The 7,821-nt window shown below is 71.8% G+C and carries 5 protein-coding genes and 1 pseudogene; 1 reads left to right on the top strand and 5 read right to left on the bottom strand.

Features of this window, described 5'->3' with window-relative positions; translation table 11 throughout:
• Positions 1-94: 94 nt before the first annotated feature.
• Positions 95-1,630: a hypothetical protein gene (locus ABZ656_RS54640; RefSeq protein WP_360279744.1), complete on the bottom strand. Its 1,536-nt coding sequence runs from the start codon at positions 1,628-1,630 to the stop codon at positions 95-97.
• Between the two features lie 487 nt (positions 1,631-2,117).
• Between ABZ656_RS54640 and ABZ656_RS54635 the strand changes: the two genes are divergently transcribed.
• On the top strand, positions 2,118-4,085 hold the full coding sequence (locus ABZ656_RS54635; RefSeq protein ID WP_360279741.1) for an amino acid transporter: 1,968 nt from the start codon (positions 2,118-2,120) through the stop codon (positions 4,083-4,085).
• Between the two features lie 183 nt (positions 4,086-4,268).
• Here the strand turns inward: ABZ656_RS54635 and ABZ656_RS54630 are convergent, their stop codons facing one another.
• From ABZ656_RS54630 to ABZ656_RS54615, 4 genes and pseudogenes are all read right to left on the bottom strand, one after another.
• Positions 4,269-5,738, bottom strand: a complete 1,470-nt coding sequence (locus ABZ656_RS54630) for a HAMP domain-containing sensor histidine kinase (protein ID WP_360279738.1) — start codon at positions 5,736-5,738, stop codon at positions 4,269-4,271.
• Positions 5,739-6,473, bottom strand: a complete 735-nt coding sequence (locus ABZ656_RS54625) for a response regulator transcription factor (protein ID WP_101399970.1) — start codon at positions 6,471-6,473, stop codon at positions 5,739-5,741.
• Between the two features lie 317 nt (positions 6,474-6,790).
• Positions 6,791-7,489, bottom strand: a complete 699-nt coding sequence (locus ABZ656_RS54620) for an FMN reductase (protein ID WP_360279734.1) — start codon at positions 7,487-7,489, stop codon at positions 6,791-6,793.
• Positions 7,486-7,821: pseudogene (locus tag ABZ656_RS54615) on the bottom strand (5,10-methylene tetrahydromethanopterin reductase); the annotation flags it as partial. The pseudogene ABZ656_RS54615 and the gene ABZ656_RS54620, both read right to left, overlap by 4 nt.

Below are 7,821 nucleotides of genomic sequence, written 5' to 3'. Positions count from 1 at the left end.
GTCGGCGAGCGCGCCGCGTGCCTGGAGCCGGATGAGGTGACCGAGTACCTCATAGGTCACCAGGTCGTGCCGACCGGGGTCCGCGGACCCCGGTTCAGCGGAACTCGGCGAGCCTCGGTCGCAGCCCCAGCAGGATCAGCGCACCCGCGCCGAGCAGCAGACCGCACGTCCACGGGAGCAGCCCGGTCGTCTCGGAGCGGCCCGCGCGGACCGCCGCCGTGAAGTGCCGCCGGTTGATGTCCGTCACCTGGTCCAGGGCCGTCATCCAGGCCCCGAAGTGGGCGTTGGACGTGCCCGGCTCCCAGCCCATGCAGAACGCGACGGCCTCGCGTTCCTTGCCCTGCGCGACCAGGGCCCGGATCCTCCGGTCGTCGCGCTGGTAGACGGCGTACGCGTCCACCGTCCGCTCCGCCGCGGCCCGTTCGCCGGGGAAGGTGAGGTTGGCGAGCTCGCGCGCGAACTCGCCGCCGAAGTCGAGGGTGCGGTGGTCGGCGCGGTACTCCTTCCAGGTCGTGGCGAGCCCGAAGTCGTACGAGTCGAGGGTCGCGCCCTTCATGCCGTACAACTGCTGCGACTTGGCGAGGAACGCCTGCGCGTACTGCGAGCGGCGCTCGGGGTCCAGCAGGTAGCGGCTCTCGTCGGCGTTCGCGTCGTAGGCGATCGCGCGGGCGCGGGAGAGGGCGACGACGGAGTCGAAGGCGTCGCGGCGGGCGCCGTACAGCCGGTCGGCGGAGGCGGAGAGCGCCTGGCTGCCGAGCAGCACGGCGAGCAGCGCGCAGACGGTGGCGGCCAGCACACCGGGGTTGAGGATCCGGTGGAAGCGGCGGGCCAGGTACCACTGGAGCACGCCGAGGGCGGCGAGCAGCAGCGCGCCGAGCGCGAGGACGGCGGCGAGCTGGGCCGAGAGCACCGAACGGGCCTGTTCGTACTGCCGGTTGAAGGCGCTGTTGTTGGAGTCCACCAGCTTCCTCGCGCTCGGCAGGAGCTGGGCCTGGAGGAGATCGGTGGCCTCGCGGTAGTCGACGAGCGCGGCCGGTCTGCCGCCGGCGCGGTCGTCGTTCTCCAGCGCGCGGCCGATCAGTTCCTGGTACTCGGCGAAGTCGTCGGTGAGCGACTCGACGGTGTGCTCGTCGGCGGCGTCGCCCTGGGCGGCGACGGCGAGCGCGCGCAGGTCGTGGCCGATCCCGCGTCGCGCATCACCGTAGAAGCCGACCGCCTTCTCGTACGGCGTCGCCAGCCGCCCCTTGCCCCCGTCGCCGCCGGCCAGCAGGAGGTTGGCGGCCTGCGCGTCCATGTCGTTGAGGGCGAGGTTCAGGTCCGCGGCGCTGGTGGTGCGGGGTGCGTCGCGGCCCGCGACGGTGTCCCAGGTGCCGGTGGCGGCGAGGCCTGCCAGCGCGAGCAGCAGGGCGAGGGCGACGGTCAGCAGGAGGGTGACGGTCCGCAGCAGCCGCAGTCGCGCGGGCAGGGTCGCCCAGAAGCGGCGGTGCAGGGCGGTGGCGGCTCTTCGGTGTGCGAGACGAAGAGGGCGCCGGGGACTTCGGGGGCGCCTGGGGCGTCGCGGGCGCCTCGGCCGCGACCCTCCGCGCCGTTGCCGGGGGGCGCGCCCAACCCCGGAGGGGGCGGTCGCCACGCGCGGTGGCGCTCCGACGGTCCCGGCTCGCGCCGCAGGACTGTGCGTGGTCCCGGCTCGCGCCGCAGGACTGTGCGTGGTACCGGCCGTGACAGCCACGAGCCCCTCCATCGGCACGCCACGGACGCTCGTCCGTGTCCCCCGTGCCGCGCCCAGTCTGCGACCGCTTCACGTCACGCGCACCGGACCTTGATGGGCCCCTGATGTCGTCCCGGACGACTTTGACGCGGCCTTGACGCCGTCGACCGACCACACGTGCGAAAAGCACGGCATTCTCGTCGGCGGGGGCGGACCAAGTGCCGGACCGGAGTGCCGGACCGGAGTGCCGGACCCGAACCGGGGTGCCGGACCGGAGGTTGCCACCCCTGTGACCACACCGCCGTACCCCATTCGCCGTAATGTCCACCCGCCCTGCCGTTTTCTTCGCCATTGCCCACAATCGGATCACAATGGGCACCACGCCGGGCAGCACGTCAGGAGCACCCCGATGGCCACCACCGACCACTCTCGTACCAGAGGTACGACGGGTACGAGCCGGCTGCGTGCGTGGATGCTCGAAGGACTGTCCGACATGGGCAAGACCCCGCAGGGCCCGCACGCCCTGCCGGAGCCCGTGCACCAGGGGCAGCGCTGGTGGCGGGTGATGTGCCTGACCGGCGTCGACTACTTCTCGACACTGGGCTACCAGCCCGGCATCGCGGCCCTGGCCGCCGGGCTCCTCTCGCCCGTCGCGACCATCGTGCTCGTCATCGTCACCCTGGCGGGCGCACTGCCCGTCTACCGGCGGGTGGCCGAGGAGAGCCCGCGCGGCGAGGGCTCGATCGCGATGCTGGAGCGGCTGCTGTCGTTCTGGCAGGGCAAGCTGTTCGTCCTGACCCTGCTGGGCTTCGCCGCCACCGACTTCCTGATCACCATCACCCTGTCGGCGGCCGACGCCTCCACCCACCTGGTCGAGAACCCCCATCTCACCAGCACACTGCACGACAAGCAGATGCTGATCACCCTCATCCTGGTCGCGCTGCTCGGCGCGGTGTTCCTCAAGGGCTTCCTGGAGGCGATCGGCGTCGCCGTCGTCCTGGTGGGGATCTATCTCGCGCTCAACGCCGTGGTCGTGGTCGTGGGCCTGTGGCACGTGGCGACGGCCGAGCATGTGATCACCGACTGGACCAGCGCCCTGACCACCGAGCACGGAAACGTTTTCGCGATGGTCGGGGTCGCCCTCCTGGTCTTCCCCAAACTGGCCCTCGGCCTCTCCGGCTTCGAGACCGGCGTGGCCGTCATGCCGCACGTCCAGGGCGACGCCACCGACACCGACGAGAAGCCGGTCGGCCGCATCCGGGACACCAAGAAGCTGCTGACCACCGCCGCCGTGATCATGAGCGTCTTCCTCATCTTGACCAGCTTCATCACCACGCTCCTCATCCCGGAGCAGGAGTTCAAGTCCGGCGGCCAGGCCAACGGCCGCGCCCTCGCCTATCTCGCGCACGAGTACCTCGGCGGCGCCTTCGGCACCATCTACGACGTGTCGACCATCGCCATCCTGTGGTTCGCGGGCGCCTCCGCCATGGCCGGACTGCTCAACCTCATGCCCCGCTACCTCCCCCGCTACGGCATGGCCCCGCACTGGGCACGCGCCGTCCGCCCCATGGTGATCGTCTTCATCCTGGTGGCGTTCCTGGTCACCTGGATCTTCGACGCGAACGTCGACGCGCAGGGCGGCGCCTACGCCACCGGTGTCCTCGTCCTCATCAGCTCCGCCGCGATCGCCGTGACCATCGCCGCGCGCAAGGCCGGCCAGCGCAACTGGACCATCGCCTTCACCGTCATCTCCGCGGTCTTCCTCTACACGACCGTCGTGAACGTCATCGAACGCCCCGACGGCGTCAAGATCGGCGCCTGCTTCATCGCCGGCATCATCCTCGTCTCGCTGCTCTCCCGGCTGGCCCGCGCCTTCGAACTGCGGGTGACCAGCGTGAGCCTGGACGACATGGCGGAACGGTTCGTACGGGACATAGCCAGCCGCAGGATCCGGTTCATCGCCAACGAACCCGACAACCGCGACAAGGCCGAGTACCGCGAGAAGATCGAGCAGATCCGCGCCGACAACGACCTCCCGCCCCAGGAGGACTTCGTCTTCGTCGAGGTCACCGTCCTGGACCCCTCGGAGTTCGAGGCGGGCCTGACCGTACGCGGCGAGGTGCTCCACGGCCGCTACCGCGTCCTGACCCTGGAGTCCTCCTCCATCCCCAACGCCCTGGCCGCCCTGCTCCTGTATGTCCGCGACCGCACCGGCTGCACCCCGCACATCTACTTCGAGTGGACCGAGGGCAACCCCTTCACCAACTTCCTGCGCTTCTTCCTCTTCGGCCAGGGCGAGGTCGCCCCCGTCACCCGGGAGGTCCTGCGCGAGGCCGAACCCGACCGCGCCCGCCGACCGCGCGTGCACGTCGGCTGAGCGCTCCGCTGAACGTGCGGTACGCCACCCGCGGGTCCGTCGTGGCTGGTCGCGCAGTTCCCCGCGCCCCTTCAGGGCGCCGCCGAACCGCACCGGACTTCGCCGGGCCCGCTTCGGGCCTGTCCGGCGGATCATGCCGGAGACGCGGGTCCGAAAGGCCGGGTCCAGAAAGCCGTCCGTCCGTCAGTCCTCTTCCGTCGGGTAGTCCGCGCTCACCGTGAACCCGATGACCGCGCCTCCCCCCTCCCGCCGGAAGGCGAACGGCGCTCCGCCGTGGCCGGTGGCCACCTCGCGGACGATGGACAGACCGAGCCCGGAACCGGGCAGGCTGCGGGCGTCGGCGGCGCGGTAGAAACGGTCGAAGACCCGGACGAGATCGCCCTCGACCACGCCCGGACCCCGGTCGAGGACCTCGATCCGGACGCTGCCCGGCAGACCGCCGCCCACCCCGACGCCGGGGCGCACCGGACCGGTGACCGCGATCTCGATCGGCGCCTCACCTCCGCGGTCGAACTTGGCCGCGTTCTCCACCAGGTTGGATATCGCCCGCTGGAGCGCCGTGGGACGGCCGTCGACCGTCGTGTCACCGCCCACCCGGACGAGGATGTCCCGCCCGGTGCGGCGCCGCGAGGCGATCGCCACGTCCTCGGCGAGATCCGCCAGGTCGATCCGCTGCACGGGCTCGGTGTCGGACCGCCCGGCCGCGAGCGCCACCAGCTCGTTGACGAGGTCGGTCAGCTCACGGGACTCCTGCGCCAGGTCGGCGACCAGCTCCTCGCGGGCGTCGGGCGGCAGCTCGTCGATGCGGCGCAGCATGGAGATGTTCGTGCGCAGCGAGGTCAGCGGCGTACGGAGTTCATGGCCCGCGTCCTGGACCAGCCGGCGCTGGTCCTCCTCGGACTGGGCGAGCCGGCCGAGCATCCGGTCGAAGGAGCGGCCGAGGCGGGCCACCTCGTCGTATCCGGCCACCGGCACCTGGATGCCGAGCCGCCCGGTGCGCGCCACGTCCTCCGCGGCCCCGGCCAGCCGCACCAGCCGCCGGGTGATGCGCCGGGCCAGCCACCAGCCGAACAGCCCCGACGCGATCACCACCGCCCCCACCAGCAGCACGGTCCGCTGCTGCAGCTCCCGCAGCAGATCCTCCGTGTCGCTGAACTGCTGGGCCACCTGCACCGCGCCCCGCCCGCCGCCGAGCGCGACGGTCGCCACCCGGTAGCGGTCGCCGGCGACGTCGACCTCCCCGTGCTCCACCCACTTGCCCGCGGTGGCGGACGCGGCTGTCCGCCGGTCGGTGGCGGTCACGGGCAGCGCGGGGTTCCCGCGGTCGGATATCACCCCACCGCGCCCGAGCACCTGCACATCCGTACGGGCGGGCCGGATGATGTCGTCGAGGGGCCCGTCGTGATCGGGGTCGGACGACGAGAAATCACCCGGGTCCAACGCCGTCTCGCGCACCTGGACCCGCAGGTCCTGCACGACCCCGGAGAAGACGGTCTGCTGGTCCACCCGCACCAGCCGGGCGGCGGCGTCGTAACTCAGGAACCCGACGAGGACGGTGACCACGGCGGCCACGGCGGCGAAGGACAGGGTGAAGGTGGCCCGCAGGGAGGACACCCGCCGGGGCCGCAGCCCCGTGAGCCATCGGGGGGGCACTCAGTCCTCCCTCAGCACGTACCCCACGCCCCGGACGGTGTGGATCAGCGCCGGTGCGCCCGGCTCGTCGAGCTTGCGCCGCAGATACCCCACGTACACGGCGAGGTTCTTGGAACCGGGACCGAAGTCGTAGCCCCAGATGCGGTCGTAGATCGTGGCGTGGTCGAGGACGATGCCCGCGTTGCGGACGAGCAGTTCGAGCAGTTCGAACTCGGTGCGGGTGAGCTCCAGCTCGCGCTGCCCGCGCCAGGCACGGCGCGCCTGGATGTCCATGCGCAGCCCGGCCGCGGAGATCTGCCCCGACGCCTCCTTCGACGCGGACGCGGACACGGCCGGCGACGGTACGTCGGCGGGGGTGCCGTTCACCTGACCGGTCCGGCGGAGCAGGGCCCGGAGCCGGGCGAAGACCTCCTCCACGTCGAACGGCTTGACCACGTAGTCGTCGGCCCCGGCGTCCAGGCCCGCGATGCGGTCGGCCGTCTCGACCAGTGCGGTGAGCATCAGGATCGGCGTACGGTCCCCCTCCGCGCGCAGCACCCGGCACACCTGCAACCCGTCGATACCGGGCATCATCACGTCCAGGACGAGGACGTCCGGTGGCGTGCGGTGGGCCTGGGCCAGCGCCTCTACGCCGTCGGCGACGGCCGTCACCGCGTAGCCCTCCAGCGTCAGTGCCCTTTCCAGGGCATGGCGGATGGCACGGTCGTCCTCGGCGAGCAGCACATTCTGGGGCACCCCACCAGTCTGCCAAGCCCCTGGCCGGGTACCACCTGGTGGGCGGCGGTGAGGGTGGGCTTCTTACCGGCCTCTCACCCCTCCTCCCGCGCGCCCCTTACCTCGCCCGGCCAGTCTGTCCCGTATGTCAGGACGGGCCGACCCGCGAATCCCCCGGTAGGGGTCCGGCCCGTGCGGAGGGGGTGGCCGGAAGCGTACGACGGTGGCGGCCCACCCCCTCTTCCGGCCTTCTCGCGCTACGACATCTTCCTGCCTTCGCCGCACTACGGCCTCTTCCTGCCTTCGCCGCACTACGACCTCTTCCGGCCTTCGCCGCACTACGACCGCAGCGCGGCGAGCTGCTGCTCGAAGGGGATGACGGTGAACCTGTCGGCCGAGGCGACGGCCCCGTCGAGAGCGCGCGGCGCGATGGCGGCGGCGGTGTCGGTGTCCACGGCCGCCGACGCGCCCGCGACGTCCGCCTCGCCCGCCGCATCGGCCCTTCGCACAGCCCCGGCCCCAGAGCCCAGGCCTTCCATGAGCCTCCCCAGTTCGCCCGCCGCGCGGTCGATCCGCTCGGCGAGGCCTTCCGCACCCCAGTCCTCCGAGGCCGTGTAGACCGCGGTCGGTACGACCACGGCGCGCAGGTAGGCGAAGAGAGGGCGCAGGGCGTGTTCGAGGACGAGGGAGTGGCGGGCGGAGCCGCCGGTCGCGGCGATCAGGACCGGCTTGCCGGTGAGCGCGTCCTGGTCCAGCACGTCGAAGAACGACTTGAACAGGCCGCTGTAGGAGGCGGAGAACACCGGTGTGACCACGATCAGCCCGTCCGCCTCCGTCACCGCCTCCAGGGCCGCGGACAGCGCCCGCCCGGGAAAGCCGCTGGTGAAGTTGTGGGCGATCTCCACGGCCAGGTCGCGCAGTTCGACGACCTGGACGTCGACGGACGTGTGCCGGGCGGTGGCGGCGGCCAGCCGGTCGGCCAGCAGCCGGGTCGACGAGGGGACGCTCAGTCCCGCCGAGACGACGACGAGCTTCATGCGACGCTCACTTCCTGAGCCTTGAGCAGGGACTGGTGGGTCGGCGCGTCCGGCACATCCGCCGGGCGCCCCTTGGCGAACTCCTCGCGCAGCACCGGGACGACCTCCTCGCCGAGCAGGTCGAGCTGCTCGAGCACAGTCTTCAGCGGCAGCCCGGCGTGGTCCACCAGGAACAGCTGGCGCTGGTAGTCACCGGCGTAGTCGCGGAAGGCCAGGGTCTTCTCGATGACCTCCTGCGGGGAGCCGACGGTCAGCGGGGTCTGGTCGGTGAACTCCTCCAGGGAGGGCCCGTGCCCGTAGACCGGCGCGTTGTCGAAGTACGGCCGGAACTC

Origin of the sequence: Streptomyces sp. NPDC007095, from assembly GCF_040634475.1 — a bacterium.
Taxonomy (GTDB): domain Bacteria; phylum Actinomycetota; class Actinomycetes; order Streptomycetales; family Streptomycetaceae; genus Streptomyces.
This window is presented reverse-complemented; position numbering and strand designations above follow the sequence as displayed.